At 72.5% G+C, this 24,771-nt stretch carries 19 protein-coding genes; 13 read left to right on the top strand and 6 right to left on the bottom strand.

Going from position 1 to position 24,771, the window contains the following annotated elements:
• The first annotated feature begins 23 nt into the window (after positions 1–23).
• Both OG514_RS34725 and OG514_RS34720 read left to right on the top strand, forming a co-directional pair.
• Positions 24–932, top strand: coding sequence for a LysR family transcriptional regulator (locus OG514_RS34725; protein ID WP_266901559.1), 909 nt, complete (start codon positions 24–26; stop codon positions 930–932).
• 78 nt (positions 933–1,010) lie between these two features.
• On the top strand, positions 1,011–1,787 hold the full coding sequence (locus OG514_RS34720; RefSeq protein WP_266901557.1) for an alpha/beta fold hydrolase: 777 nt from the start codon (positions 1,011–1,013) through the stop codon (positions 1,785–1,787).
• Positions 1,788–1,822: 35 nt separating this feature from the next.
• Here OG514_RS34720 and OG514_RS34715 read toward each other — a convergent pair whose 3' ends face one another.
• Complete coding sequence (locus OG514_RS34715; RefSeq protein ID WP_266901555.1) at positions 1,823–3,637, bottom strand: serine hydrolase; 1,815 nt, start codon at positions 3,635–3,637, stop codon at positions 1,823–1,825.
• Positions 3,638–3,788: 151 nt separating this feature from the next.
• Between OG514_RS34715 and OG514_RS34710 the strand changes: the two genes are divergently transcribed.
• The 3 genes from OG514_RS34710 to OG514_RS34700 all read left to right on the top strand — a co-directional run bounded on the left by OG514_RS34710 (position 3,789) and on the right by OG514_RS34700 (position 7,460).
• Entirely contained in the window at positions 3,789–4,898 is a 1,110-nt protein-coding gene (locus OG514_RS34710; protein ID WP_266901553.1) for a nitronate monooxygenase family protein, read from the top strand.
• Entirely contained in the window at positions 4,895–6,451 is a 1,557-nt protein-coding gene (locus OG514_RS34705) for an acyl-CoA synthetase (protein WP_266901551.1), read from the top strand. Before OG514_RS34710 ends, OG514_RS34705 begins: the two co-directional genes overlap by 4 nt.
• A gap of 304 nt (positions 6,452–6,755) precedes the next feature.
• The gene (locus OG514_RS34700) at positions 6,756–7,460 is read left to right on the top strand and encodes a GNAT family N-acetyltransferase (RefSeq protein WP_266901549.1); all 705 of its coding nucleotides are present in this window, start codon (positions 6,756–6,758) and stop codon (positions 7,458–7,460) included.
• A gap of 15 nt (positions 7,461–7,475) precedes the next feature.
• Here the strand turns inward: OG514_RS34700 and OG514_RS34695 are convergent, their stop codons facing one another.
• Positions 7,476–8,132: a TetR/AcrR family transcriptional regulator gene (locus OG514_RS34695; protein WP_266901547.1), complete on the bottom strand. Its 657-nt coding sequence runs from the start codon at positions 8,130–8,132 to the stop codon at positions 7,476–7,478.
• A 169-nt stretch (positions 8,133–8,301) separates the two neighbouring features.
• On the opposite strand from OG514_RS34695, the gene OG514_RS34690 reads away from it, so the two are divergent.
• Positions 8,302–8,961 (top strand): SRPBCC family protein, encoded by a 660-nt coding sequence (locus OG514_RS34690; protein WP_266901545.1) that lies wholly within the window; start codon positions 8,302–8,304, stop codon positions 8,959–8,961.
• 74 nt (positions 8,962–9,035) lie between these two features.
• Here the strand turns inward: OG514_RS34690 and OG514_RS34685 are convergent, their stop codons facing one another.
• A complete protein-coding gene (locus OG514_RS34685; RefSeq protein ID WP_266901543.1) occupies positions 9,036–9,929 on the bottom strand; it encodes a nitroreductase/quinone reductase family protein in 894 nt (297 codons plus the stop codon).
• A 153-nt stretch (positions 9,930–10,082) separates the two neighbouring features.
• On the opposite strand from OG514_RS34685, the gene OG514_RS34680 reads away from it, so the two are divergent.
• Positions 10,083–10,487, top strand: a complete 405-nt coding sequence (locus tag OG514_RS34680; RefSeq protein WP_266902281.1) for a MarR family winged helix-turn-helix transcriptional regulator — start codon at positions 10,083–10,085, stop codon at positions 10,485–10,487.
• A 41-nt stretch (positions 10,488–10,528) separates the two neighbouring features.
• On the top strand, positions 10,529–11,626 hold the full coding sequence (locus OG514_RS34675; RefSeq protein WP_266901541.1) for a calcium:proton antiporter: 1,098 nt from the start codon (positions 10,529–10,531) through the stop codon (positions 11,624–11,626).
• 31 nt (positions 11,627–11,657) lie between these two features.
• Here OG514_RS34675 and OG514_RS34670 read toward each other — a convergent pair whose 3' ends face one another.
• Complete coding sequence (locus OG514_RS34670; protein WP_266901539.1) at positions 11,658–14,051, bottom strand: penicillin acylase family protein; 2,394 nt, start codon at positions 14,049–14,051, stop codon at positions 11,658–11,660.
• Positions 14,052–14,206: 155 nt separating this feature from the next.
• Between OG514_RS34670 and OG514_RS34665 the strand changes: the two genes are divergently transcribed.
• Positions 14,207–15,724, top strand: coding sequence for a fatty acyl-CoA synthetase (locus OG514_RS34665; RefSeq protein ID WP_266901537.1), 1,518 nt, complete (start codon positions 14,207–14,209; stop codon positions 15,722–15,724).
• 378 nt (positions 15,725–16,102) lie between these two features.
• On the opposite strand, the gene paaK is transcribed toward OG514_RS34665, so the two are convergent.
• The gene (gene paaK / locus OG514_RS34660) at positions 16,103–17,398 is read right to left on the bottom strand and encodes a phenylacetate--CoA ligase PaaK (protein ID WP_266901535.1); all 1,296 of its coding nucleotides are present in this window, start codon (positions 17,396–17,398) and stop codon (positions 16,103–16,105) included.
• Between the two features lie 360 nt (positions 17,399–17,758).
• Here paaK and OG514_RS34655 point away from each other — a divergent pair, with 360 nt between their 5' ends.
• The 3 genes from OG514_RS34655 to OG514_RS34645 all read left to right on the top strand — a co-directional run bounded on the left by OG514_RS34655 (position 17,759) and on the right by OG514_RS34645 (position 22,110).
• Complete coding sequence (locus OG514_RS34655) at positions 17,759–19,189, top strand: family 2B encapsulin nanocompartment shell protein (protein WP_266901533.1); 1,431 nt, start codon at positions 17,759–17,761, stop codon at positions 19,187–19,189.
• A 104-nt stretch (positions 19,190–19,293) separates the two neighbouring features.
• Positions 19,294–20,070 (top strand): GNAT family N-acetyltransferase, encoded by a 777-nt coding sequence (locus tag OG514_RS34650; RefSeq protein WP_266901531.1) that lies wholly within the window; start codon positions 19,294–19,296, stop codon positions 20,068–20,070.
• A gap of 102 nt (positions 20,071–20,172) precedes the next feature.
• Entirely contained in the window at positions 20,173–22,110 is a 1,938-nt protein-coding gene (locus OG514_RS34645) for a serine/threonine-protein kinase (RefSeq protein ID WP_266901529.1), read from the top strand.
• A gap of 18 nt (positions 22,111–22,128) precedes the next feature.
• Here OG514_RS34645 and OG514_RS34640 read toward each other — a convergent pair whose 3' ends face one another.
• Positions 22,129–22,944 (bottom strand): pentapeptide repeat-containing protein, encoded by an 816-nt coding sequence (locus OG514_RS34640; RefSeq protein ID WP_266901527.1) that lies wholly within the window; start codon positions 22,942–22,944, stop codon positions 22,129–22,131.
• A gap of 103 nt (positions 22,945–23,047) precedes the next feature.
• Here OG514_RS34640 and OG514_RS34635 point away from each other — a divergent pair, with 103 nt between their 5' ends.
• Positions 23,048–24,571, top strand: a complete 1,524-nt coding sequence (locus OG514_RS34635; protein ID WP_266901525.1) for an alpha/beta fold hydrolase — start codon at positions 23,048–23,050, stop codon at positions 24,569–24,571.
• The last annotated feature ends 200 nt before the right edge of the window (positions 24,572–24,771 follow it).

Here is a 24,771-nt window from a genome sequence, read left to right as displayed (position 1 = left end):
CCCCGGCCTGCGAGACTAGGGGCATGATCGAAGCGCGGCGGTTGCACATCCTCCGTGCGGTGGCCGACCACCGCACGGTCACGGCGGCGGCCGCCGCGCTCTATCTCACCCCCTCCGCCGTCTCCCAGCAGCTCGCCGCCCTGGAGCAGGAGACCGGCCACCGCCTGGTGGACCGCAGCGCCCGGGGCGCGCGCCTCACCCCGGCCGGCGAGATCCTGCTCAGCCACGCCAACGCCGTCCTCGCCCAGCTGGAGCGCGCCGAGTCCGAACTCGCCGCCTACAGCTCCGGCGAGGCCGGTACGGTCACGGTCGCCGCCTTCGCCACCGGCATCGGCCTCGTGGTGGCCCCGGCCATCAGGGCACTGGCCGACTCCGCCCCCGGCATCCGGGTCCGCGTGCGCGACGCCGAGGGCGACGAGAGCCTGCTCATGGTCCTCGACCGGCAGGTCGACGTGGCCGTCGCCGTCGAGTACCGGGGCGCTCCGGGCGAGGACGACGCCCGCCTCACCCGCGTCCCGCTCTACGCGGAGCCCTTCGACGCGGTGCTGCCGCCCGGCCACCCGCTGGCGACCGGCGAGCGGGTCGCGCTCGGCGACCTCGCGAAGGACGCCTGGATCGGCCAGTCCGCCGGCAACCCCTGCCATGACGTGACCGTCCTGGCCTGCGAGTACGCCGGGTTCACGCTGAACCCCGAGCACTCCTCCGACGACTTCCGCGCCGTCGTCGCCCTCGCGGCCGCCTCCGCCGGCGTGGCACTCGTACCGCGCTCGGCCCTGCGCGGCATGGAACTCACCGGCGTGGAGGTCCGCCCCATCGAGGGCGTCGCCCCGACCCGTAGGGTCTTCGCCGCCGTCCGCCGAGGCGCGGAGGACCACCCGCTGATCAGCCCGGTACTGACCGCCCTGCGCGTGGCGTCGGATTCCGGCGCCTGAGGGCGCGGTGTCGGCCAAACACCGTTCGGGCGCTGGCGGAGCCCCGTACGCCCCACCAGACTGGCGACCGTGGAAACCATGGTGCCTGTCAGTCACGGTGAAGTCTGGGCGGACGACGCGGGCGGGGACGGCCTGCCACTGGTCCTGCTCCATCCCGGCGTCGGCGACTCCGCGGTGTGGGACCCGGTCCTGCCGGCGCTCGTCGCACGGCACCGGGTGATCCGCTACGACGTGCGCGGCTACGGACGCTCACCCGCGCCCACCGCCGCGTACTCCCCGGTCCGCGATCTGGCGGAGATCCTCGATCGTTTCGAGATCGAGCGGGCGGTCCTGGTGGGCTCCAGCATGGGCGGGGCCACTTCGGTCGACTTCGCCCTGGAGTCGCCCGAGCGGGTGGCGGGCCTCGCCCTCCTCGTTCCCGGGGTCACCGGTTACGACGGGCTTGCCTCGGGCGAGTTCTTCGAGCGTCTCGAACCGCTGGCCACGGCCGGCGACATGGACGGCATCGTCCGGCTCGGCCTCCGCTCGTGGGCGAAGGCCGGCGGAGGCACCCCCGAGTCCGACCCGGTCGCGGCCGCCCTCTGCCGGGCCGTGCTCCCCGCCTGGTTCAGCAACATCGGCCACCAGCTCACCGGCCCGCCCGCCTTCGACCGGCTCGGCGAGATCTCCGCGCCGACCCTGCTCGCGCTGGGCGAGCTGGACCGGCCGGAGGTCGTGCGCTGCAACGAGGAGATGGCCGCACGCATCCCGGGCTGCCGCCTCGTCCGGCTGGCCGCCTCCGACCACTACCCGACGCTGAGGGAGCCGGAGCACATCGCCCGGCTGATCGAGGAGCTGTACGCGGAGGCGGCCTGAGCACCCGAGCCCTCGGTCGGCTGGACGGGTCGGGCTCAATCGGCCGACCTGGCCCAGCCGTTGGCCTCGATCCGGGCGCCGTCCACCGGCCGTGCCTCGTCGAACACCGGGCGCCCCGCTCCGTCGAGGAGCCGCAGCCCGTCCACGTACGCGCCGCGTCCCACGTACCGCTGGTCCGTGGTGTACCGCCAGCGCAGGAGCGCGTCCGGCCCGGGCAGCGGCGCGGACACGGTGCGCCAGACGCGGCCGGACCAGCCGCCGACCGTGCCCGTCGGGTGCTCGGTGGCGGCGTCGGTGGTGCCGTCGGTGGCGAAGGGAAGGGGTCGCCAGGTCGTGCCGCCGTCGGCCGAGGTCTCCAGGGCGACCCGGTCGGCGCCCGGCTCGGTATCCCACCACAGCGCGCACTCCAGGCGGGCGGCGCCCGTCACGTGAGGGAGCGTCAGGGTGGCCGTCGTGGCGCTCGCCATGCCGGAGAACCAAGCCGTACGGCCCCGGGCCGGTCGTACGGGCACTGCCCTGGCCAGCTCGTTCGCGGTGGCGACCCGGGGAGCCGAACCCGAGCGCCAGGTGCGCACCGGGTGCACCGAGTTGCCCAGGACGATCAGGAACGCGTCGGTCGTCGGGTCGAGGACGAGACTGGTGCCGGTGAAGCCGGTGTGCCCGGCGGTCCGGGGCGTGGCCATCGCGCCCATGTACCAGTGCTGGTAGAGCTCGAAGCCGAGCCCGTGCTCGTCGCCGGGGAAGGCCGTGTTGAAGTCGGTGAACATCAGCTCCACCGAGGCGGGGGAGAGGATGCGGGCCTGACCGTACGCCCCGCCGTTGAGCAGGGTGCGGGCGAGGATCGCGAGGTCCCAGGCGCGGGAGAAGATCCCGGCGTGGCCCGCGACCCCGCCCAGGCTGTGGGCGTTCTCGTCGTGGACCTCGCCCCGGACCATGCCCCGGTCGAGGCCGGACCACGGGGGCCGGGCGTCCTCGGTGGCGGCGACGTCCGGCAGCCAGGAGAGCGGGGGATTGAAACGAGTGCGGTGCATCCCGAGCGGAGCAGTGATCTCGTCGTGGAGCAGGACATCCAGACCGAGACCGGTGATCTCCTCCAGGATCAGCTGAAGCGCGATCAGATTCAGATCCGAGTAGAGGTATGTCGAGCCCGGTGGGTTCGACGGCACCTCGTTCCAGATCAGCCGCAGCTTCCCCTCCCGCGTCGGCTCCTTGTACAGCGGGATCCAGGACCGGAACCCGGAGGTGTGGGTGAGCAGCTGACGGACCGTGACGTCCTGCTTCCCGCCGCCGCCGAACTCCGGCAGGTACGCGGTGACCTTCGCTTCCAGGCCGAGGTTCCCGCGCTCGATCTGCTGCACGGCGAGGATCGAGGTGAAGAGCTTGGAGACCGACGCCAGGTCGAAGACGGTGTCCTCGGCCATCGGGACCTGCTCGTGCGGTGGCAGCTCCACCCCGGAGTCGGTCTTCTCGTCGTACGCCGCGTACCGCACCGCCATGCCGATCGGCCGGTGCAGAGCCACCGTCCCGCCCCGCCCGGCGAGTAGCACGGCCCCCGCGTACCAGGGGTGGGTGGGGGAGGGCGCGAGGAAGGCCTCGGCCTCCGTGACGAGCCGGTCCAGGTGCCCGGCGAGCAGCCCCGCCCGCTCGGCCGATCCGTGCCGCAACGTGGTCCGCCGCGCGGCCGCGCCGGCCCCGCCCCCGTTCCCGCCGCGGCTCCCGGACCCGGGATCCGGGGCTGCCGCGGCCCCCGGCACCGTACCGATCATCAGCGCACCTCCCAGGGCGAGCACCCCGCCGCCGAAAGCGCGACGGCTCAGCCCGCCCTGACCTCTCGTCATGTCCTCCGTCATGCCCACCCTCTCCCACGGTCGCCGCGAACGAAACGTCGACAGGCGGTGCGGGTGCTTCCCGGTGTACTCCCCGTGCCCTTCGAGCAAAGAATCTGACGATGCATCAGAAAACCTCTTCCCTCCGGCGCGCCGCTGCGGCATCCTGCCGCCCATGAAGACGGAGCTGAGTCGCACACTGGGGATCGAGCACGCCATCTTCGGCTTCACGCCCTTCCCCGCGGTGGCCGCCGCACTCACCAGAGCCGGCGGATTCGGAGTCCTCGGCGCGGTCCGCTACACCGACCCCGACGAACTCGCCCGCGACCTCGACTGGATGCAGGCGCACACCGACGGCCTGCCCTACGGCCTCGACGTCGTGATGCCCGCGAAGAAGGTCGAGGGGGTGACCGAGGCCGAGGTCGAGGCGATGATTCCGGAGGAGCACCGGGCGTTCGTCCGGGCCACCCTCGCCAAGCACGGCGTGCCCGAACTCGCCGAGGGCGAGGCCTCCGGCTGGCGCATCACCGGCTGGATGGAGCAGGTCGCCCGCAACCAGCTCGACGTGGCCTTCGACTACCCGATCAAACTCCTGGCCAACGCCCTCGGATCACCGCCCCCGGACGTCGTCGCCCGTGCCCACGACCACGGCGTCCTCGTCGCCGCACTCGCCGGCAGCGCCAGGCACGCCCGCCACCACGCCGACGCCGGGATCGACATCGTCGTCGCCCAGGGGTACGAGGCCGGCGGCCACACCGGCGAGATCGCCTCGATGGTCCTCACTCCCGAGGTCGTGGACGCCGTGTCCCCGCTGCCCGTGCTCGCCGCGGGCGGCATCGGCAGCGGGGAGCAGATCGCCGCCGGACTCGCCCTCGGCGCCCAGGGCGTCTGGCTCGGCTCGATCTGGCTCACCACCACCGAGGCCGAACTGCACTCCCGCGCCCTCACCGCCAAGCTGCTCGCCGCCGGTTCCGGCGACACCGTCCGCTCCCGTGCCCTGACCGGCAAGCCCGCCCGGCAGCTCCGCACCGAGTGGACGGACGCCTGGGACGACCCGGCGGGACCGGGCCCGCTCCCCATGCCGCTCCAGGGACTTCTGGTCGCCGAGGCCGTCTCCCGTATCCAGCGGCACGAGGTCGAACCGCTGCTCGGCACCCCCGTGGGGCAGATCGTCGGCCGGATGAACGCGGAGCGCAGCGTCCAGCAGGTCGTCGACGAGCTCACCCGCGGCTTCGAGAAGGCCGTCGACCGCATCAACCGCATCGCCGGACGGAGCGAGGCATGAGCCAGTCAGCCACAGCCACCGGATTCTGGTCCCAGGCCGCCGCCGACCCCGGCCGTACGGTCCTGGTCGCGCCCGACGGCGAGGAGTGGACCGCCGGCCGGCTGCACACCGAGGCCAACCGGCTGGTCCACGGGCTGCGCGCCGCCGGTCTCGAACGCGGCGACGCCTTCGCCGTCGTCCTCCCCAACGGCCCCGAGTTCTTCACCGCCCATCTGGCCGCCACCCAGGCCGGGTTCTACCTCGTCCCCGTCAACCACCACTTCGTCGGCCCCGAGATCGCCTGGATCGTCGCCGACTCCGGCGCCAAGGTCCTCATCGCCCACGAACGCTTCGCCGAAGCGGTGACGCTCGCCGCCGACGAGGCCGGACTCGCGGCCACCCACCGGTATGCCGTCGGTACGATCCCCGGCTTCCGCCCGTACGCCGAGCTGCTCGAAGGCCAGGACGGGTCCGCGCCCGCCGAGCGGACCCTCGGCTGGGTCATGAACTACACCTCCGGCACCACCGGACGTCCCCGCGGCATCCGCCGCCCGCTCCCCGGAAAGCTTCCCGAGGAGACCCATCTCGGCGGCTTCCTCGGCATCTTCGGCATCCGGCCCGCCGACGGGAACGTCCACCTCGTCTGCTCGCCGCTCTACCACACGGCCGTGCTCCAGTTCGCCGCCGCCGCCCTGCACCTCGGGCACCCGCTGGTCCTGATGGACCGATGGGCACCGGAGGAGATGCTCCGCCTGATCGACCGGTACGACTGCACCCACACCCACATGGTTCCCACCCAGTTCCACCGGCTGCTCTCGCTGCCCCAGGAGGTGCGGGACCGGTACGACGTATCCTCCATGCGCCACGCGATCCACGGCGCCGCACCCTGCCCCGAGCACGTCAAGCGGGCGATGATCGACTGGTGGGGGCGGTGCGTCGAGGAGTACTACGCGGCCAGCGAGGGCGGCGGTGCGTTCGCGACCGCCGAGGAGTGGCTGAAGAAGCCCGGGACGGTCGGCAGGGCCTGGCCCATCAGCGAACTCGCCGTCTTCGACGACGACGGGGTGCGGCTGCCGCCCGGTGAACTCGGCACCGTCTACCTGAAGATGAACACCGGTGGTTTCCAGTACCACAAGGACGAGGCGAAGACCGCGAAGAACCGCATCGGCGACTTCTTCACCGTCGGGGACCTCGGGGTCCTCGACGAGGACGGCTATCTCTTCCTCCGCGACCGCAAGATCGACATGATCATCTCCGGTGGGGTCAACATCTACCCGGCCGAGATCGAGGCCGCCCTCTTCGCCCACCCCGCCGTCGCCGACGCCGCCGCCTTCGGCATCCCGCACGCCGACTGGGGCGAGGAGGTCAAGGCGGTCGTCGAGGCGGCCGAGGGCCACACGCCCGGCGCCGCGCTCGCCGACGAGATCCTGACCCACTGCGCCGACCGCCTCGCGGGCTTCAAACGACCGAAGTCGGTCGACTTCGTCGAGACCATGCCCCGCGACCCCAACGGCAAGCTGTACAAGCGACGTCTCCGCGACCCGTACTGGGAGGGCCACGACCGCCCGCTCTAGAGCTGTCCGGGCGCACCGACCGCCGGTTCCGGCGCGGCCGCCGGCGGTCGAGCCGATCCGGACCCGCGGGTCGGCGTCCCGTCCCCCTAAGGCCTGTCCGACCATTCCCGTCGGGGCCGGCCCGCCCGGCACGCGCGCTCGCCGCACGCACCGAACGACCCGGCCCGATCCGACGCCAATTGTCGGGCAGGCCCTGGGGCCCGTCCGCCTGATCGACAAGACACCCCCTAGACTTCGTGCGCGAGGAGGTCTCCCACGGTGACCTCCTTCCCCGTTCGGCACGGAGCTTGAGAGGGACGACACGATGGCGGGCCGCGATCCCTCCGTACTGGACGACCCGGTGGGTGAGTCCCTCCGGGGCCGTCACGCGCATCTCGCCCGCCGCGTCGGCCTGGCCGCCACCTATCTCCCGGACGTCTCGACCTTCGCCGCCGTGTCCACCGACCCGGATCCGGCGAGGTGGGCCGACCTCACCGAACTCCTCGGCCGGGGCGAGTTCGCCGACATGTTCAGCTGCCCGGTGCTCCCGCCGTCGGACTGGGAGCCCGTCTTCGTCCTGGAAGGCCGCCAGATGATCCGGCCGGGCGACGGCGCGTCCGACCCTCAGGGAGACGAGACGGACGACGGCGTGGTCGAACTGGGCGCGGACAGCGTGCCCGAGATGCTCGACCTCGTCGAACGCACCCGGCCCGGGCCGTTCTGGGCCCGTACCCCCGAACTCGGCACCTACCTCGGCATCCGCGAGAAGGGCACGCTGGTGGCCATGGCCGGCGAGCGGCTCCGGCCCCCGGGCTGGACCGAGATCAGCGCGGTCTGCACCGTGCCCGAGGCCCGTGGGCGGGGCCACGCCGCCCGCCTGGTCGGCGCGCTCGCCGGGCGCATCGAGGCACGGGGCGAAGCGCCCTTCCTCCACGTGGCCGAGGCGAACACCGGGGCGATCGCCCTCTACGAGAAGCTCGGCTTCGTGACCCGCAAGCACGTGACCTTCCGCGGCTTCCGCACGCCGTAGGCCCCGCTTCCCGCCTCAGGGCAGGGGTGCGAGCAGCTCGTCCAGTTCGGCCGTGAAGAGCAGGGCCGGGTCGAGGTCCATGCCGGTGAAGTGGCCCGCGAGTTCCAGCGACAGGACGCCGTGCAGGCGGGTCCAGAAGGTCAGGAACCGGTGGAGGGCCCCTGGTGGGGCGGGGTGGCCGGCGGCCCAGTCCCGATGCTCCTCCAGGTAGCTGCCGAAGGAGGTCGCGGCGCCCGCCCGGGGGAGTGCCGCGCACGCGTCGAGCAGCGTCGTCATGATCGCGGAGGAGAGGGCGGTGGTGTCCGCCGGCGCGTGGTAGCCGGGGATGGGCGTGCCGTAGACGAGGAAGTACCGCTGAGGGTCCGTCAGGGCCCAGTCGCGCAGGGCATGTGCGAGCCCGGAGAGGTCGGCACCGGCGGCCGAGGCCCTGCGGAGCGTGTCGGCGAGGCTCTGGTAGGCCTCCCGGACGAGTTCGGTGATCAGGTCGTCGCGGCTGGCGAAGTAGCGGTAGAGCGCGGGTCCGCTCATGCCCATCTGCTTGGCGATCGCGTTGAGGGAGAGCGCGGAGGCTCCCGCCGTGGCGATCTGCTCCCATGCGCGTTTCGTGATCTCCGCCCGCACCTGGGCCCGATAGCGCTCCCGTGGGGTGTTCGTGCCTGTCGCCGCAGCCATGGTCTGCCACCGTCCCCGTTCATCCGGCTACAACCTCAAGGGTTGGTGAGAAGTTATCACGCACCCGTTGACCCTTCACTGGGTGGCGAGTTACAACTTATAACGAAAGCGTGACCCTCTACCGAAGGGGTGGACGGTGCTCACGCCCCGACCGACAGAGGAGAACTCCATGTCCGGCACCCGCAGCACCGGCATCCGCGCCGCCCTCGTCACCGTCCCGGTCGTCCTCGGCCTCCTCGGCGCCACCGCCGCGCCCGTCGGGGCTGCCGCGTCCACCGGCTCCCGCGCCGCCGGTCCCCGCCCCGGGGCTTCCCTCACCTGCCGAGGCGAGGGCGTCGTCCCCGACGCCCTCGTCCGCCACCGGACCGAGATCGTGATCAACGCCCCGCTGCGCACCATCTGGAAGCTGCAGACCGACGTGGAGCGCTGGCCGTCCTGGCAGGCTCCCGTCGAGTCCGTGGAGCGTCTCGATCACGGCCCTCTCCGCAGGGGTTCGGCCTTCCGGTGGACGATGCCGATCCCGCCCATCCCCTCGATTCCCGCCACGAGCCTGGAGATCACCTCGACCGTCCGGCAGATCAAGCACCACGCGTGCATCCGCTGGACCGGCCCCGCGATCGGCGAAGGGTTGCGCATCGACGGCGTCCATGTCTGGAACTTCACCGAGGTCAGCGGTGGCGTCCGGGTCAGCACCGAGGAGACCCACACCGGCCCCCAGGTCGAAGCGGACGTTCCCACCGCGAACGGGCTTCTCCGCGAGGGCCTCGAAGCGTGGCTGCGGGACCTGAAGGCCGCCGCCGAAGCCCCTGCCCACAGCCTGCCGCGCTGACCCGTGGCCAGGTCGCGGCGCCGACGCCCTGGACGGCGCGGGCGGCCACCGCCCTGCCCCTCGGGTGGGCCGCGCTACCCTCCGGGCGCGACCCGGATGCGGGTGAGTGTCGGGATCAACTGCGCCTCCTCGTACGTGAAGTGTTCCTCCAGGCGGGTCGCCAGTCGGTCCACCTCGGCGCGGAGGGCCGCCGGTGCGGCTCCCGAGGTGAGGAGTGCCTCCAGTTCCTCCACCGTGCGGGCGACCACCTTGTGCTCCTCGCGCATCCGGGCCAGGGAGTCGGACAGTTCGGGGAACTGCCGCTCCAGGAGGTCGAAGACGCTGTCCTCGTTGTGGTGGTGGGCGTGCAGCGCGCCGCAGAACGTCAGGCAGTGGCGGGCGAGCTGCCGCCCGAGATCCGGCGCGCCCGACGCCGCCGCCGCTCCCACCGCCGTGTCCGGTGACGTGGAGCCGAGGCCCTCGCGTAACGCGGCCAGTTCCGCGCGGAGTTCGGCGTGGACCGTGACCAGGTGGTCGGCGATCGCGTGGTGCCGCACCGGGTCCGTGAGGTCCACGCGGTGCAGGGCGACGACGGGGATGGTCCTGTCCGTGCCGGCCTGGTAGGCGGCGAACCCCGGATCGCGGGTGGCCTGTTCCGCGTACAGCCGGTCCCGTTCCTCGCCCTCCGTCACCACCGCCGTCGCCGCGAAGCGTTCGACGGTGCCCTCCGGGGTGCCGAGCTCGACGGTCACGTGCGGGTCGGCGCGGAGGTTGTGGAACCAGGTGGGGTGCTTCGGTCCGCCGGCGTTCGACGCGAAGACGAGCAGCCGCGCCCCGTCGCGTACGAACACGGCGGGGTTGGTGTGCGGGCGGCCGCTGCGGGCGCCCGTCGTGGTGAGCAGGAGCAGGGCCGCGCCCTCGAACATCCCGCCCACGCGACCGCCGTTGGCGCGGAACTCCTCGATGACCTGTCGGTTGAAATCGGACATGGGGGTGCCTTCCGGTAGCATCGATCCCGACGGATCTATTTGCTTTGAAAGCAAAGCTAAAAGGGAGGGTGCAGGGTGTCAACCGCACACCAGGGGGACGAGGCCGCCGACGGGCCGGAACTGGACGAGGCCGTGCGCACGTTGCTGCTGCTCATGCCCCGGATGGTCTCGCGGGCGAAGCGCATCAGGATTCCGGACGAACTGCAGTCCTTCACGCTCGCGCCCCGCCATCTCTCCCTGCTCGCCTACCTCCTGTTCGACGGGTCGCTGAGCGTCAACGAGCTCGCCGCCCGGCTGGAGATCGCCCCCACGACCGTGAGCCTGATGGTGGGGGACCTGGCGAAGAAGGGCGTACTGGAACGGGTGGAGGACCCCGCCGACCGCAGGCGCAAGATCGTCTCCATCGCGCCCGCGCACAGCGCCGCCATCGACGGCTGGCTCGGCCGCAGTGCCGACGCCTGGCGCACGGCCCTCGCCCCGCTCGACGCGGCGCAGCGGCGGATGTTCCTGGAGACCCTCACCGCGTACGAGCGCGGCCTCAGCGACCCCCTGGATTGACCGAACCGGGCGAAAGCCCCCTTTGTGGCAGGATGCGGATCATGAGTTCGAGCACGGCGTCATTGACACGGCAGTGGACCACCTGGGGGCCGGTGGTGGCGGCGCTTGTGCTTGTCGCGGCCTGGGGGCGAGACCTCCCGGGCTTCGCCGTCGGGCTCATCGCGCTCTGCCTGATCGCGGCCGTCCTCGCCGCGGTCCACCACGCCGAGGTGATCGCCCATCGGGTGGGCGAACCCTACGGTTCGCTCGTCCTCGCCGTGGCCGTCACCGTCATCGAGGTCGGACTCATCGTCTCGCTGATGGTGGGAGGCGGCGAGAAGACCTCGACCTACGCGCGTGACACCGTCTTCGCCGCCGTCATGATCACCTGCAACGGCATCGTCGGTCTCTCCCTCCTCGTCGGCGCGCTCCGCAACCGGATCGCGGTCTTCAACGCCGAGGGTTCCGGCGGCGCGCTCGCCACCGTCTGCACCCTGGCCACGATGACGCTGGTCCTGCCGACCTTCACCACCAGCCATCCGGGCCCCGAGTTCTCCGGCGTCCAGCTCGCCTTCGCCGCCGTCGCCTCCCTCTGCCTGTACGGGGTGTTCGTCGGTGTCCAGACCGTGCGGCACCGGGACTACTTCCTCCCGGTACCGCGACCCGGCCACGACTCCGAGGACGACCACGCGGACCCGCCGACCCGGCGCGACGCCTGGACCAGCCTCGGGCTCCTCGTCGTCGCCCTCGTCGCCGTCGTCGGCAACGCCAAGCTGATCTCGCCGACCATCGAGGACGTCGTCCAGTCGGCGGGCCTGCCCAAGGCGGTCGTCGGTGTCGTCATCGCCCTGATGGTGCTGCTGCCGGAGACCCTCGCCGCTGTCCGCGCGGCCCGCCGGGACCGTGTCCAGACCAGCCTCAACCTCGCGTACGGCTCCGCGATCGCCAGCATCGGCCTGACGATTCCGGCGATCGCGCTCGCCTCGATCTGGCTGTCCGGACCCCTGGTGCTTGGCCTGGGGCCGCTCCACATGGTCCTGCTCGTCCTCACCGGTGTGGTGAGCGCCCTGACCGTGGTGCCCGGACGGGCCACGCTCCTCCAGGGCGGCGTCCATCTCGCGATCTTCGCCGCCTTCGTGTTCCTGTCGTTCAGTCCCTGAGGAGCCCGGCGAGCGGACTCCGAAGAACCGTTCAGCCCCTGACGACCACCACCCGCAGCGCCGGCGAGCGCAGGATGTCCTTCTCGCAGAACCGGGAGGTCACCCAGCGCTCGCCCGCGTACAGCCGGGTCTGGTCGCTGTAGTGCGGCGACATCGGGTTCGAGGACTGCGCGTACGAGAGCAGGGTGCGGGCCACCGGGCACCGGCTGCCGTCCCAGCCCACCGCCTGCACATGACTGGTCCCGGTGGTGACCTCCGTGTAGCCGCCGCCCGCCGCGTTCCACACCGACTCGGTCTTGTTCCAGATGCCCAGCGACTCGGTGCCGCCGCTCACCGGGATCCGCGACCCGTTCCGTACGACGAACTGGTGCGCGCCGAGCGGTGCGTCCAGCGGGATGCCCGCCGTCCGCAGCTCCGCCACCGCATCCGCCAGGGCCTTCGCGAAGCCGGGCGCCGCTGTGTTGAGCGTGTTCGGGGTGCGGACCGGGTCGGCCGGCGAGAACGGCACCGTCCACTGCCGGGCAGGCGGCGTCGCGGCCGTGAACTTCCGCCAGAAGCGGTCGAAGAGCAGCGCTCCCCGGCTGTCCGTGTTCACCGTGCGGTCCCAGGCGCCGATCACCCGGCAGGCCTCGGGATCGCCCGGCAGCGCGGCCTCGCAGGCCCGCGCCGCATCGGCGGCCGCCAGGTCACCGGCCGGGGCCCGGTTGGCGAACTGCTGCCGCTGGAGGTCGGCCACCGTCAGATCGCCCCGCGCCGCCATCGCCGCCACGTCCTCGACACCGCCCCGGGTACGCAGCGAGCGCGGGGTCGCGATCGACCCGAAGACCCGCTCGTAGCCGGTCAGCGGCCGGTCGGCGTTGGTCAGCCAGGCGCTGTCGTTGGAGTTCTCCACGTACGGGGTGTCCCGCAGCACCGGCATCCTCGCCGGGCCGAAGACCCCCGGCTGCACCGCCTCCGGGTCGGAGCCGAGCGCGCAGTCCGACCGCGAGCCGTCGAGCACCGCGACACCCGAGGACGGGTAGGTGGCCCGGCCGAGCGGCGTGGAGCAGCGCGCGACGAGCTCGTCCGTGATCCGGGGGAGCACCTGGGACTGCGTGAAGAGGGAGTGCCCCGCCGAGTCCGCCGCGATCGTGTTGACCCAGGGCAGCCCCTGCGTACGCCGCAGCGTGTCGGCCATGTCCTGGACGGAGCGGGCCTTGCCGAAGCCGAGCGCGGTGTCGGAGCCGCGCAGATTGGCCACGTTGGGATCGTTGAGCGCGTACGCCGTGGTCGTGGTCCACGGCAGCGGAAGCTGGTTGCCGAGGGCGCCGACGACCGGGCCGTACCGGGTCCACCACTGGGTACGGGTCACGGGCGCGCCGTCCTTGACGGGCACGGTCACCTGACGCGGGGTCATCCGCTCCGGCCGGCCGTCCACCAGGTACGAGGTCGGATCGCCCGGGGCGAGCGTCAGCTGGTGCAGGTTGAGCGGGACGCCGGTGGCGACGGTGTGGCTCCAGGCCACCTTGTCGTTGAAGCCGATGTTGACGACGGTCGTGCCGAGGAGCGAGGCGCCCGAGACGTTCAGCTCGCCGGGGATGGTCTGCTGCGACTGCCAGAAGCGGCGGCCGCCCTGCCATGGATAGTGGGGATTGCCCAGGAGCAGTCCACGTCCGTTCGCCGTGGTGGCGCCCGAGAAGGCGACGGCGTTGGAACCCATGGTGGCGTTCTCGGCGGCGAACAACTCCCGGGCGGCCTCGGCGGCCCGGTCGGGCTCGGGCACCCGTCCGGTGGTCGTGCCGGGCGGTGCGGCGGCCGGCGGCCGGGCGCCGGTGATGCCGTCGACGGCGCGGCCCTCTCCGCCGAGCACGGAGACGGCGTAGCCGCGCCGTGCCACATCGAGGGCGGTCACCGGGCGGACCCACTCGGCCTCGGCGCAGGCGGGATCCGTGACGCGGTTCTTCCGCAGCCAGGCGTTGTACCCGGCCGCCCAGCCGCGCATCAGTTCCTTGAGGTCACGGCTGGGACCGGCGGGCGCGGGCGTCCTGAGCAGCGCCTCGACGGTTCCGGCGTCCTTCACCCCGCGGAAGTAGAGGTCACTGGAGAGGTTCGTGGCGGCGGAGGAGAGCGAGCCGTCCGTGCCGGCGTCCGGGCCGAAGTACCGGGAGCGCTCGCCGTTCACGGTCAGGAAACCGTCCGCGAGCGTGCAGACCTGGTCGGCGGCCTGGGCCCAGCCCGTCCCGAAGCCGAGGTTCGCGTAGTCCTTGGCCACGATGTGCGGGATGCCGTACTCGGTGTACCGGATGACGGCCGAGAGGCCCCGGTCGAGCGGGTGGTGGCTCCGGCCCCCGGAGTCGGCGACCGCGGCGCCGGGCAGCGTGGCGGTGACGACGGCGAGGGCGGCTCCGGTGAGCGCCAGGTGTTTCAGGCGGGTGCGGAGGTGCAAGATTCCTCCCAACGGGCGGATGAGCACTGCAGGTTGGACCATGCACCCAGTTGCGCGTCCCCTTGTCAACATCCCGTTCGGTATCCGAGGTCCGGGCATGTGCGGCGCGCCGCACGGTACTTGACCTCCGCCGGGTGCGCGCCGAGGATCACCGCATGGATCGACTCCTCAGCCGCGCCGTCGACGGTGTCCTGCGCATGAGCGCCCAGCGCGTCCCCGACCGCATCGCCCTCCGCTACGCGGAACGGACCTGGACGTACGCCGAGCTGGACGCGGCCGTCTCCGCCGCGGCGGCCGTCCTGCGCGAACCGCACCACCTCGGCCTGCCCGAGGCCGCCCGGGTCGCGACCTACGCGCACAACTCGGACGCCTACCTCATCGCGTTCCTCGCCTGCTCCCGGGCGGGCCTGATCCACGTGCCGGTCAACCACCACCTGACCGGCGAGGACCTCACGTACCTCCTGGAGCAGTCGGACACCTCCCTCGTCCTCGCCGACCCCGCCCTCGCGGAGCGCGTACCGGACGGCTTCGCGGTCAAGGCGCTGCGGGACGCGCCCGGTTCACTCCTCGACGCGCTCGCCACGCCGGAGACGTACGACACCGACCGCGACGCCCGGGAATTCGTCCAGCTCCTCTACACCTCGGGCACGACCGCCCTGCCCAAGGGCGCGATGATGACCCACCGGGCCCTGGTCCACGAGTACGCCAGCGCGATCGAGGCCCTCGACCTGCACGAGGACGACCGGCCGGTGCACGCGCTGCCGCTCTACCACTCGGCCCAGATGCACGTCTTCCTGCTGCCCTACCTGGCCGTCGGCGCCGAGAACACGATCGTCGACGGACCCGATCCGGCCGTCCTCTTCGACCTGGTCGAGGCGGGCCGAGCCGACAGCCTCTTCGCGCCGCCGACCGTCTGGATCGGCCTCGCCAACCACGCGGACTTCGCGAGCCGCGACCTGTCGGCCCTCCGCAAGGCCTACTACGGGGCGTCGATCATGCCCGTACCGGTCCTGGAGCGGCTGCGCGCCCGGCTGCCGGGACTGCGCTTCTACAACTGCTTCGGCCAGTCGGAGATCGGCCCGCTCGCCACCGTCCTCGGCCCCGACGAGCACGAGGGCCGGATGGACTCCTGCGGCCGGCCGGTCCGCCACGTCGAGGCCCGGGTCGTCGACGAGGACGGCAAGGACGTCCCCGACGGCACCCCCGGCGAGATCGTCTACCGCTCGCCGCAGCTGTGCGACGGGTACTGGCGCAAGCCCGAGGAGACAGAGGCGGCCTTCAAGGGCGGCTGGTTCCACTCGGGCGACCTCGCCGTCCGCGACGCCGAGGGCTATCTCACGATCGTCGACCGGGTGAAGGACGTCATCAACTCCGGGGGAGTGCTCGTCGCCTCCCGCCAGGTCGAGGACGCGCTCTACACCCACCCGGGCGTCGCCGAGGTCGCCGTGATCGGCCTCCCCGACGAGCGCTGGATCGAGGCGATCACGGCGGTGGTCGTCCCGCGCGGAGAGGTGACCGAGACGGAACTCCTCGCCCACGCCCGGGAGAAGCTGGCCCACTTCAAGGCCCCGAAGCGCATCCACTTCACCCCGGAGCTGCCCCGCAACGCGAGCGGCAAGATCCTGAAGCGGGAGCTGCGGGACCGGTACGCGGGGTCTGAGCCGCGTCCCTGACCTGCGGAGCCGTGGATCAGCGCCCTCGATCACCGCTTTCCGCGTCCGCGGTCACCGGCGACCATCGAGGGCGTGACCACCCCTGCACGCGTCAGCACGCTCGCCGTCCGCCAGGTGACAGCGGCCCCTCTCGCGATCGAGCTGCGTGTTGGAGAAGGTGGACATCGAGCGCGAGGCGCACGAAGGGAGTGAGCCGTACGAAGGGGTGGAGGTGTACTTCGGCCACCGCCACCCCACCGTGGCGAACGACCCCGGCTTCCTCTTCGAGCTGCGTGTCACCGACGACGAACCGGCCGAGGCACAAGCCCGCCGGTTGATCGACCTGATCACGTCCGACGACCCCGCACCACCGTCGAACGGCTCTGCGGACGGCTCCTCTCATCCCTGGTCGGCCTTCCGCAGGTCCACGATCCGCTTGATCTTGCCCACCGAGCGCTCCAGGGTCTCGGGGTCGACCACCTCCACGCCGACCGAGACACCGATCCCGTCCTTCACCGCCGCCGCGATCGACCGGGCCGCCTCCGCGCGCTGCTCGCCCGTCGCGCCCGCACGGGCCTCGGCCCGCACGGTCAGGGCGTCGAGCCGTCCCTCACGGGTCAGACGCAGCTGGAAGTGCGGGGCCACGGCCGGGGTCCGCAGGACGATCTCCTCGATCTGCGTGGGAAACAGGTTCACCCCGCGCAGGATGATCATGTCGTCGCTGCGGCCGGTGACCTTCTCCATCCGCCGGAACACCCGCGCCGTCCCCGGCAGCAGACGGGTCAGGTCGCGCGTCCGGTAGCGGACGATCGGCATGGCCTCCTTGGTGAGCGAGGTGAAGACCAGCTCCCCCTCCTCCCCGTCGGGCAGCACCTCGCCCGTGAACGGGTCCACGATCTCCGGGTAGAAGTGGTCCTCCCAGATGTGCAGGCCGTCCTTGGTCTCCACGCACTCCTGCGCCACGCCGGGGCCGATCACCTCCGACAGGCCGTATATGTCGACCGCGTCGATCGCGAAAGCCTCCTCGATCTCCTTCCGCATGGCCTCCGTCCACGGCTCGGCGCCGAACACCCCGACCTTCAGGGAGGTCGAGCGCGGGTCCACGCCCTGCCGCTCGAACTCGTCGAGCAGCGTGAGCATGTACGAGGGGGTCACCATGATGATCTCGGGGCGGAAGTCCTGGATGAGCTGCACCTGCCGGGCCGTCATGCCGCCCGAGGCGGGAATCACCGTGCATCCGAGGCGCTCCGCGCCGTAGTGGGCGCCGAGTCCGCCGGTGAACAGGCCGTATCCGTACGCCACGTGCACCTTGTGGCCCGGGCGGGCTCCGGCGGCGCGCAGCGACCGGGCGACCACGTCGGCCCACATGTCGAGGTCGCGGTCCGTGTAGCCGACGACGGTCGGACGGCCGGTGGTGCCGCTGGAGGCGTGGATGCGCCGGATCCTCGACTGGTCGACGGCGAACATGCCGAAGGGGTAGTGGTCCCGCAGGTCCGTCTTGGCGGTGAAGGGGAAGCGGGCCAGGTCCGCGAGCGTACGGCAGTCGTCCGGGGTCACCCCGGCCGCGTCGAAGGAGCGCCGGTAGAAGTCCACGTTCTCGTACGCGTGGCGCAGGCTCGCGCGCAGGCGCTCCAGCTGGAGCGCCGCCAGCTCCTCGCGTCCGAGCCGTTCGCCGCTGTCCAGCAGTTCCGTCATCGCGCCACTCCTCCACGGTCCCGGTCGTAAAACGGACTACCGATCATTCGGTAGATCCGTTCCGGGTCAGTAAAACCGGAGGTACCCGGGGGTTGGCAAGGGGGCGGCGGCACTTTTCCCCGCCCGTACGGCGGAGCGCGCGCGGCGCTCGCGGGCGGTCGCCGCCACCCGCGCGCATCGGCCCGCCCGCGCCGCAGGCAAGGGGCGGGGGCGGCTGTGCGTTACATCTGGGCGCGGAGAGTGACCAGCCCGAACCCGGCCCACGCCTCCCGAGACCCCGAGACCTCCAAGGCCCCCAGGAACCTCCGAAACCCCCAAGCCCCCCGAGTACCCCCGAGAACCCCAGGAACGGAGTCACCCATGTCGGTCGACACAGAGCCGACGGCCTCCCCGGCCCCCGTCCCCGCCGTCGAGATCCGCCAGGTCCAGCTCAGCCTCAGCACCGCCGCCGCCCGCAACCTCGCCACCACCACCAAGTCCGAGCCCCAGATGCAGGGCATCAGCTCCCGCTGGCTGCTCCGCACCCTTCCCTGGGTCCATACGCCCGGCGGCGCCTACCGGGTCAACCGCCGCCTCTCGTACGTCGTCGGCGACGGCCGCGTCACCTTCGTCAAGAGCGGCTCCAAGGTCGAGGTCATCCCCGCCGAACTGGCCGAACTGCCCCTCCTGCGCGGCTTCGACGACCCCACCCCGCTCAGTGCGCTCGCCGAGCGCTTCGTCCAGAAGGAGTACGAGCCCGGCCAGGTCGTCGTGCACGCCGGCCAAGCGGCCGACCACGTCCATCTGATCGCCCACGGCAAGATCGAGAAGATCGGCAGCGGCCAGTACGGCGACGAGACCCTCCTCGGGCGGCTCGGCGACGGCGATGCCTTCGGCGGCCAGGTCCTCGACGGGGAGGGCCGGTGGGAGTTCACGGCCAAGGCCGTCACCGCGTGCACCCTGCTCGTCCTGCCCCGTACCGCGTACCAGGCCGTGGCGGAGCAGTACGAGAACCTCCGCGACCACGTCCGCGGCCTCAGCCCCAACGGACACCGCCCCTCCACCAACAAGGCGGGCGAGGCGGCGATCGAACTCAGCGCCGGCCACGTCGGCGAGGCCGTGCTGCCCGGCGCCTACGCGGACTACGAACTCAAGCCGCGCGAGTACGAGCTCAGCGTCGCCCAGACCGTCCTCAAGGTCCACACCCGCGTCGCCGACCTCTACAACCAGCCGATGAACCAGACGGAGCAGCAGCTGCGCCTGACCGTCCAGGAACTCCGGGAGCGGCAGGAGTACGAACTCGTCAACAACCGCGAGTTCGGGCTGCTGCACAACACCGACTACGACCAGCGCATCCAGACCCACTCCGGCCCGCCCACGCCGGACGACCTCGACGACCTGCTGAGCATGCGGCGCGGCACCGAGTACCTCTTCGCCCACCCTCGGGCCATCGCCGCCTTCGGCAAGGAGTGCAACAAGCGCGGCCTGCTGCTCGGCACCGTGGACCTCGGCGGGCACCACATCCCGGCCTGGCGCGGGGTCCCCCTGCTGCCCTGCGGGAAGATCCCCGTCAGCGACCGGCAGAGCTCCTCGATCATCGCGGTCCGCACCGGCGAGGACAACGAAGGCGTCATCGGCCTCCACCAGACCGGCCTGCCCGACGAGATCGAGCCCGGTCTCAGCTGCCGCTTCATGGGCATCGACGAGAAGGCGATCATCTCCTACCTCGTCAGCGCCTACTACTCGGCCGCGATCCTCGTACCGGACGCGGTCGGCATTCTGGAGAACGTCGAGGTGCGCCCCCGCGCCTGACGACGCGGCGCGATCCCGGTCCCGTGGTGACAAGGAACCGAAGGGGCGCGGGCGGCCGGGTAATCCCGTTGCCGGGCGCAGAGCAGGGTGCTGGAGTGGCCCGCATGGAACTCCAGCACCTCCGTGACCTGTACGACCGTCAGCTGCGCCGCGAGGCCCGCCCCGACGGACCCGGCTGCCGGATCGACCGCGTCGGCGACGTCGTCCGCCAGACCGGACCCGCGCACGCCTGGAACGGCGTCCTCTGGTCCGGTCTCGACGCCGCGGGTGCCGACCGCGCCATCGCCGGGCAGCTCGACCACTACCGCGCCGAAGGCCTGTCCTTCGAGTGGAAGCTGTACGCCCACGACACTCCCGCCGACCTCGGCGACCGGCTCCTCGCCGCGGGTTTCACCGCCGAGGACCCCGAGACCCTGATGGTCGCCGAGGCGGCCGCGCTGCCCCACGATGTCCCGCTGCCCGCAGGCGTCGAGCTCCGCGCGGTCACCGACGAGGCAGGGGTACGCCAGGTGGTGGAGGTCCACGAGCGCGCCTTCGGCACCGAAAGCGGCCACATCGGACGCCAGCTCCTGGACCGGCTCGCGGCCGACCCCGACACCGTCACCGCAGTCGTCGCCCTCGCCGACGGCGAACCGGTCAGCGCGGCCCGGCTCGAACTCTGCCCCGGCACCGACTTCGCCGGCCTCTGGGGCGGCGGCACCGTCGAGGCCTGGCGCGGCCGGGGCCTCTACCGCGCCCTCGTCGCCCACCGCGCGCGTATCGCGGCCGAACGCGGCCACCGCTACGTCCAGGTCGACGCGGCGGACACGAGCCGTCCCATCCTCCAACGCCTCGGATTCCTCACCCTTTCCACCACGACCCCCTACACGTACGGCAGTTAGGCCGCATATCGCGCAGCCGGGCGTCCGGAAGGACCGGTCGGGTGTCCTGAAACGGTAGGGTGCCGTCCGGCAATTGTGGTCTGCGTGGGGAGACACGAGTTCATGAGTGGTCAGCAGTCGGGTCGAGGGGGCGCGGGTGAGATCTTCCAGGCGCTCGCGGCAGACGATCCCACCACGGTCGCGGGATATCGGCTCGCCGCCAGGCTGGGCGCCGGCGGTATGGGCAAGGTGTATCTGTCGTACACCCCCGGTGGTCGGCCCGTCGCCATCAAGCTGATCCGCCCCGAATTCGGCGAGGACGCGGAGTTCCGCCGCCGGTTCGCCCAGGAGGTGCGCTCCGCGCAGCGCGTCCAGGGCCTCTTCACCGCACCCGTGATCGACGCCGATCCCGAGGGCGCACAGCCCTGGCTGGCCACCGCCTACGTCCCGGGCCCCTCGCTCGCCGACGCGGTCGTCGCCCACGGAGCGCTGCCCGTCGAGACGGTGCTGCTGCTCGTCGCCGGCATGGCCGAGGCCCTGCACGTCATCCACGGCGCCGGGATCGTGCACCGCGACCTCAAGCCGTCCAACGTCCTCCTCGCCGCCGACGGGCCCCGCGTCATCGACTTCGGCATCGCCCACGCGGCCGACGCGACCTCGCTCACCGGCAGCGGCGTCACGATCGGCACCCCGTCGTTCATGGCGCCCGAGCAGGCCGCCGGGCGCAAGGTCACCCCGGCCACCGACATCTTCGCGCTCGGGCAGGTCGCGGCGTACGCCTCGACCGGCGTCCCGGCCTTCGGCGAGGGAACCTCGCACGGCGTCCTCTACCGGATCGTGCACGAGGAGCCGGACCTCAGCGCGGTCCCGGAGCGGCTGAACGAACTGGTCACCCGCTGCCTCGCGAAGGACCCCGAGGCGCGGCCGACGCTCGCCGAGATCATTCAGCTCTGCCAGGCGGCGAACGCGTCGACGGTGCTCCGACGGCCCGAGGACTGGCTGCCGGCACCTGTTTCCGCCGACATCACGGCCCGCGCGGCCGCTCCGGCGCCCGTCCAGACGCCGCCGCCCCCGCCGACCGCGCCCACGGGCGGCCATACGCCCACCGCTCCGGCCGGGCCCGCGCCCGCCGCGGCCTACTCGCCGACCGCCCCGTCCACCCCGGCGCCGCCGGCCGCCCCGCCCGGCGCCTACGGGCCGCCCGTCGGACACCAGGCCACGCCGCCGCCCGGGCCGTACAGCACGCCCCCGCCGCACGCGGCGCCGACCCATGCCGCACTGCCGCACGCGGCGCCGACCCACACGGCACCGACCCACGCGGCGCCGGGCCACACCTACGCGCCGCAGCAGGGGCCGTTCCCGCCGTCGTACCCGCACCCCGGAGCCCCGGGAGGGCCGATGTCCACGCCGCCCGGCGCGCGGCGCGGCTCGGCCAAGAAGGGGCTGTTCGTCGCCGTGGCCGCCGTGCTCGCCTTCGGCGTCGTGGGCGGTGTCACCGCCTACACGCTCCTGAAGGACAAGGACCGGACGAACGCGTCGGACAACGACAAGCCGAGCGGCACGGGGGGCCCGACGGCTTCGGGTACCACCGGGGCCGGCGGCACCGGCGGCACCGGTAGCACCAGCGGCACGACCGGTACGCCGAGTGCGAAGCCCCCGACCGCGCCCGCCGCGAAGCCCGCCGACTTCACGAACATCAACCTCACCGCCGGATACCACCTGACCCTCGGGGACGAGGTCGTACGGCCCCAGGACGGCGAGGACGGCGGGTACGAACTCTCCTACGACACCGGCGGGTACTTCGACGCCGAGAGCAGCGGCGGCAACCTCGTGCTCCTCGACCCGGGGCAGGTGGGCTCCCTCGACGTGTGCCGCGCCGAGACCCGGTTCACCCAGAACGTGTACGTGAGCAAACTGTCCCAGGGCCGCCAGCTGTGCGTCACGACAGGGAGCGGCCACATGGGCCTCGTCACCGTCAAGGGCATCTCCCCGGAGGACTCGCCCAGCACCTACGTGACCATCGACGTGACCGTCTGGCGCAACGCGGCCCCGTCGTCGTAGGGCCGGACACGGCCCAGGTCAGGACGCCCAGTGCGCGGGGCGCTCGAAACCCTCCGGAAGGCGGGTCTCGGCGTTCCCGCGCGCCGCGTTCAGCTGGGGCTGCGTCAGGAAGAGGGCGCCCGTCAGGTCCGCGCCCGAGAGATCGGCGTCCCGCAGGTCCGCGCCGATCAGATCCGTGAGCGACAGATCGGCCCCCGTCAGATCGGCGGCGATCAGCAGCGCCCCGCGCAGGTCGGTGCCCCGCAGCTTCGCCCCGCGCAGCCGTTTGCCGAGCAGGTCCGCCCCGCGCCGGCTCTTCGGCTTGCCGCCGGCCGTGGCGCGGACCAGCTCGCTCGTCCGCAGGAGCAGCTGGTTCACCTCGGCGCGCACGTCCGGCACCCGCAGCTTCTCCAGGTCGTCCGCCGAGCCTCCGGTGAGCTCCTCGACGCGGGCGAGCGCCGTCCGCAGCTCGGCGTGGACGGGGCGGGCCGCCGGGCGGGCCAGCGCCTCCGTGAGGTAGCGCAGCAGCTCGTGGAGCTGGCGCATCACGTAGAACACGTCGTACATCCGGCTCGCGGTCTCCGGCGCCTCGCGCCAGGACACGCCGCCGAAGGTCACCTGGGAGACCTGCTGGCCGGCGCCGAAGCAGTCGTACACCGTGCAGCCCTGGAAACCGCTCGTCCGCAGCCGGGTGTGGATGCCGCAGCGGAAGTCCTCCTGGAGGTTCCGGCAGGGCTCACCGGGCGCCTTGTTCACGGCGAAGTCGGCGGACTTCGCGAAAGGCAGCGCCACACAGCACAGGCCGAAGCAGTTGGCGCAGTCGCCGCGCAGTGCGGATTCCCGGGTCTCGGCCACGGTGGAACGGTTCCTTCGCTGATCGGGGACGGTCCGACCACCGTATCGCGCTCTCGGTGAAACCCGTTGCGAAGATCGCCCGGGGTCCGTGAGGATCGACGCCATGCCCAAGATCATTTCGTACGACGGGACCGAACTCGCCTACCGGATCGTGGGGGAGGGCGAGCCCCTGGTCTGCCTGGCGGGCGGACCGATGCGCGACACCGCCTATCTCGGCGACCTGGGCGGACTCGCCGCCCACCGCGCACTGGTCCTCCTCGACCCCCGAGGCGCCGGGGCGAGCGCCGAGCCCGCCGACCCCGGCACCTACCGCTGCGACCGGCAGGTCGGCGACGTCGAGGCGCTCCGCGTCCACCTCGGTCTGGAGCGCATCGACCTCCTCGGCCACTCGGCCTCCGGGAACCTGGCCACCCTGTACGCCGCCGCCCACCCCGAACGGATCCGCTCCCTCGTCCTCGTCACCTCCACGGGCCGCGCGGTCGGCGTCGAGACCACCGACGAGGAGTGGGACAAGGCCGTCGAGCTCTTCGCCGACCGGCCCTGGTACGCGGAGGCGAGGGCCGCGCTCGACACGATCGGCCCGGACACCCCGCTGCCGCGCGTCAGCGAGATCACGGCCCCCTTCGCCTACGGCCGCTGGGACGCGGCCGCGCAGGAACACGCGGCGGGCGCGGAACGGCAGATCCACTGGGAGGCCGCCGTCGCCTACCACGGCGAGGGCGCCTACGACCCGGAGGCGACCCGCCGCGCGCTCACCGCGCTCACCGCGCCGGTCCTGATCCTGGCGGGGGAGTACGACGCGAATCCCACCCCGGCCATGGCGGCCGAGGCGGCCGCCCACTTCCCCCACGCCGAACTCGTCGTGCTGCCGGGCGCCGGACACTTCCCGTGGGTGGACGACGCGGAGGCGTTCGTCCACCCGATCGCCGCCTTCCTCGACCCGGAGGTGCGTACGGTCACGGTGGACGGCGTACGCCTCGCCTACCGGGTACAGGGCGCCGAGGGCGCCCCGCCCGTCGTCCTGGTGCACGGGCGCACCGAGAACAGCACGACCTGGACGCGGATCGCGACGGAACTCGCCGCCGACCACCGGGTGTACGCGGTCGACCTGCGCGGCCACGGACTCAGCGACCGACCGGGTCGCTACGGCTTCGACGTCTTCCGAGACGAACTCGGCGGCTTCATCGAGGCCCTCGGCCTCACCGGCGCCACGGTCGTCGCCCACTCGATGGGCGCCGGCGCCGCGTATCTGCTCGCCCAGCGGAAGCCGGAGCTCATCGGCCGGCTCGTCCTGGAGGAGCCGCCGGTCTTCTTCCCGCTCGACCCGCCGCGCCCGTGGGTCGCACGCCCCGAGGGTCCCCTCGGCTTCGACTGGGAGATCGTCCCGGCCACCAACGCCCAGCTGAACGCCCCCGACCCCGCCTGGTGCGAGGAGCTCCCCGCGATCACGGCCCCCACCCTCGTCGTCGCGGGCGGCCCGGCCAGCCACATCTCCCAGGACCGGCTGCCCTGGCTGGCCGACCGCATCCCCGACGCCCGCCTCGTGACGATCGAGTCGGGACACCTCGTCCACACGGACCGGCCCACGGAGTTCCTCGCCGCACTGCGGGAGTTCGGACTCCGGTGAGGTCCCGCCGCCCGGGCCGCTCGGCATCGGACAGCCCTACCGGCGGGATCTTTGGTCCAGGACGGCTCACACCCGGACCGACGACGCCCTTGGGCCGATCGGCTCAGGTGCGGCGCGCCTCGGCCGTACGGGCGGATGCGGGTGGAAGATCGGACCTCCGCCCACGACCGACATCGCCTCGGCGTGACAAGAACAGGAGC

The organism is Streptomyces sp. NBC_00572, from assembly GCF_026341815.1.
Lineage (GTDB): Bacteria > Actinomycetota > Actinomycetes > Streptomycetales > Streptomycetaceae > Streptomyces.
This window is presented reverse-complemented; position numbering and strand designations above follow the sequence as displayed.

What these genes read in the sequence shown, in the direction of transcription:
- OG514_RS34725 (WP_266901559.1), top strand. Translation starts at nt 24, where the DNA reads ATGATCGAAGCGCGGCGGTTGCACATCCTCCGTGCGGTGGCCGACCAC.
- OG514_RS34720 (WP_266901557.1), top strand. Translation starts at nt 1,011, where the DNA reads ATGGTGCCTGTCAGTCACGGTGAAGTCTGGGCGGACGACGCGGGCGGG.
- OG514_RS34715 (WP_266901555.1), bottom strand. Translation starts at nt 3,637, where the DNA reads ATGACGGAGGACATGACGAGAGGTCAGGGCGGGCTGAGCCGTCGCGCT.
- OG514_RS34710 (WP_266901553.1), top strand. Translation starts at nt 3,789, where the DNA reads ATGAAGACGGAGCTGAGTCGCACACTGGGGATCGAGCACGCCATCTTC.
- OG514_RS34705 (WP_266901551.1), top strand. Translation starts at nt 4,895, where the DNA reads ATGAGCCAGTCAGCCACAGCCACCGGATTCTGGTCCCAGGCCGCCGCC.
- OG514_RS34700 (WP_266901549.1), top strand. Translation starts at nt 6,756, where the DNA reads ATGGCGGGCCGCGATCCCTCCGTACTGGACGACCCGGTGGGTGAGTCC.
- OG514_RS34695 (WP_266901547.1), bottom strand. Translation starts at nt 8,132, where the DNA reads ATGGCTGCGGCGACAGGCACGAACACCCCACGGGAGCGCTATCGGGCC.
- OG514_RS34690 (WP_266901545.1), top strand. Translation starts at nt 8,302, where the DNA reads ATGTCCGGCACCCGCAGCACCGGCATCCGCGCCGCCCTCGTCACCGTC.
- OG514_RS34685 (WP_266901543.1), bottom strand. Translation starts at nt 9,929, where the DNA reads ATGTCCGATTTCAACCGACAGGTCATCGAGGAGTTCCGCGCCAACGGC.
- OG514_RS34680 (WP_266902281.1), top strand. Translation starts at nt 10,083, where the DNA reads ATGCCCCGGATGGTCTCGCGGGCGAAGCGCATCAGGATTCCGGACGAA.
- OG514_RS34675 (WP_266901541.1), top strand. Translation starts at nt 10,529, where the DNA reads ATGAGTTCGAGCACGGCGTCATTGACACGGCAGTGGACCACCTGGGGG.
- OG514_RS34665 (WP_266901537.1), top strand. Translation starts at nt 14,207, where the DNA reads ATGGATCGACTCCTCAGCCGCGCCGTCGACGGTGTCCTGCGCATGAGC.
- paaK (WP_266901535.1), bottom strand. Translation starts at nt 17,398, where the DNA reads ATGACGGAACTGCTGGACAGCGGCGAACGGCTCGGACGCGAGGAGCTG.
- OG514_RS34655 (WP_266901533.1), top strand. Translation starts at nt 17,759, where the DNA reads ATGTCGGTCGACACAGAGCCGACGGCCTCCCCGGCCCCCGTCCCCGCC.
- OG514_RS34650 (WP_266901531.1), top strand. Translation starts at nt 19,294, where the DNA reads ATGGAACTCCAGCACCTCCGTGACCTGTACGACCGTCAGCTGCGCCGC.
- OG514_RS34645 (WP_266901529.1), top strand. Translation starts at nt 20,173, where the DNA reads ATGAGTGGTCAGCAGTCGGGTCGAGGGGGCGCGGGTGAGATCTTCCAG.
- OG514_RS34635 (WP_266901525.1), top strand. Translation starts at nt 23,048, where the DNA reads ATGCCCAAGATCATTTCGTACGACGGGACCGAACTCGCCTACCGGATC.